This window comes from Streptomyces xiaopingdaonensis (assembly GCF_000262345.1).
Taxonomy (GTDB): domain Bacteria; phylum Actinomycetota; class Actinomycetes; order Streptomycetales; family Streptomycetaceae; genus Streptomyces; species Streptomyces xiaopingdaonensis.
In genome coordinates, this window is record NZ_AJTQ01000223.1 from 1 (window position 1) to 2,193 (window position 2,193).

The following is a 2,193-nucleotide window of genomic DNA, read 5'->3' on the forward strand; positions in this document are numbered from 1 at the left end:
CCTCCGCCCCGCCCGCCGACGGCCCGCCGCCCCCGTCCGACCCTCCGGGCACGCCCCGCACGGAGGACAGGAAGGCCCGGATCATCCGCTACGTCGCCCTCTTCGCCATGCCCTTCCTCATGGTGACGATGATGTACGCGACGTACGTCGGCACGATGCATTCGCCCGCGCCTAAGGACGTACCGGTGGCCGTCGTCGGCAAGGGCGAAGCCGCGCAGGCCGTCGTCTCGGGGCTGGAGTCCGCGCAGGGCGAAGCCGTCGAGGCGCGGCTGGTCGCCACCGCCGACGAGGCGCGCGAGCTGCTCAGCGACCGTGAGATAGCAGGCGCGTTGGAGGTCCCGGCGGGCGGCAGCGGCGAGGCGGTGATCTACACGGCGTCGGCGGCCGGGGCCTCCCAGGCGAGCACGGTCCAGCAGCTCCTCGCTCCCGTGGCCGCCGAGCACGAGTGGCAGCCCAGGATGGAGGAGACCGCCCCGCTCCCCGACGGCGACATGTCCGGCACCGCCGTCCTCTTCGCCGGCATGGGCATGATGCTCGCCGGCTACGTGCCGCTGAGCGTGATGACGATGTCGGTGCCGTTCCTGCTGCGGCTGCGGCGGTTCGTCCCGCTCCTGCTCGGCTGGGCAGCGGTGACGAGCACTCTGATCTGGACGATCCTCGGCCCCGTCGTCGGCGCCGTGGACGGCCACTACCTCCAGTTCCTCGGCGTCGGAGTGCTGACCGTCGGAGCGGTCGGCATGACGCAGTTGCTCTTCACCAAGCTGGTCGGACCGATGGCCGTGCTGCTCGGGATGCTGCTCTGGGTGTGCTTCGGCATGCCGGCGTCCAACCTGGCGCTGCCCGTCCACCACATGCCGGGCTTCTTCCAGTTCCTGCACGGAGTGCTCCCGCTGCCGGCCGCGGGCGAGTCGCTGCGCTCCCTGCTCTACTTCGACGGCCGGGGTGTCGGCGGGTATCTGCTGACGCTCGGCGTCTGGCTCGTCCTCGCCTTGCTGCTCGCCCTGTTGAAGGAGCGCCGCTCCGGCCACACGATCCCGGCGGCCCCGCAGGTCACCGACGCGAGCACCCCGCTCCCCGCGCTCGCAGGGGGGCCGGTGCGCTCGAAGGGGATGCGGTACTTCGCCGTGCTCGCCTTTCCGCTGTGCATCCTGGTGGCCGTCGTCGGCACGATGAGCGCCTCGATGCACAAGCCGGAGGTCCGCGACCTCCCCGTCGTCGTGGTCGGGGCCGGCGCCCAGCAGGCCGAGCAGGCCGCCGACGGACTCGAACCCGAGCTCGGCGCCATGCTCGACCTCCGCACCGGCACGTCGGTCGACGACGCCAAGAAGCAGATCACGCACCAGGAGGTCGTCGGCGCCTACGTCCTGCCGACGGCACCGGGCGGCGAAGCGACGCTCTACACCTCGTCGGGCGCCGGCTACAGCCAACAGCAGGCGCTGGAGGCGGTGTTCCAGCAGGTGGCCGCAGGGCAGCAGGCTCCGCTGGAGCTGACCGACATCGAGCCGCTCACCGCCGACGACACCATGGGCAGCAACAGCATGTACGTCGGCATGTCCTGGATCATGGCCGGCTTCCTCGTCATGGCGGTGCTGCGGGGCGGCGCCCCCGAACTGAAGCGGCTGCGCCACTTCCTGCCGAAGCTCGGCGGGTGGGCCGTGGGGATGGCGCTCTGGCTCTGGTTCCTCTTCGACGTGCTGATCGGCGCGGTGAACGGCCACGCCTTCGAGCTGATCGGCTTCGGCGCGCTGACGATCCTCTCCGTCTCGCTGATCACCGGCGTCTTCACGCGCACCTTCGGTCTGGCGGCGATCATCCCCGCGATGGTGGTCCTGATGCTCGCCGGCGTCCCCGCCTCCGGCGGCGGCATGTCGATCTACATGGTCCCCGACGTCTTCCGTGCGCTCCAGGACTTCCTGCCGTTGCCGGCGGCCGTGGACACGGTCCGCTCCCTCGTCTACTTCGGCGGCCACGGCGTCGGCCGCAACCTCCTGACCGTCGCGGTGTGGGGCGCTAGCGGCCTGCTCCTCCACTTCGCCGTCGATTTCTGGCTCTCCCGCCGCGAGAGGAGGACGCCGAGCCCCGCGGGCGCGGACACGGCGGCCCCCGTCGAGCAGGACGCCGGCCGCGGTGTCGGCGTCGCACTGGAGGCCGCGCCGAAGGCGTGAGTCCCGCCGGACCGAGACGTGCCCCGCC

General features: G+C 71.9%; 1 protein-coding gene. It reads left to right on the forward strand.

The window, feature by feature from the left end; all coding sequences use genetic code 11:
* On the forward strand, positions 1-2,165 hold a 2,165-nt coding region (locus UWG_RS30355), incomplete at its 5' end, for an ABC transporter permease (RefSeq protein ID WP_016908569.1).
* Positions 2,166-2,193 lie beyond the last annotated feature (28 nt).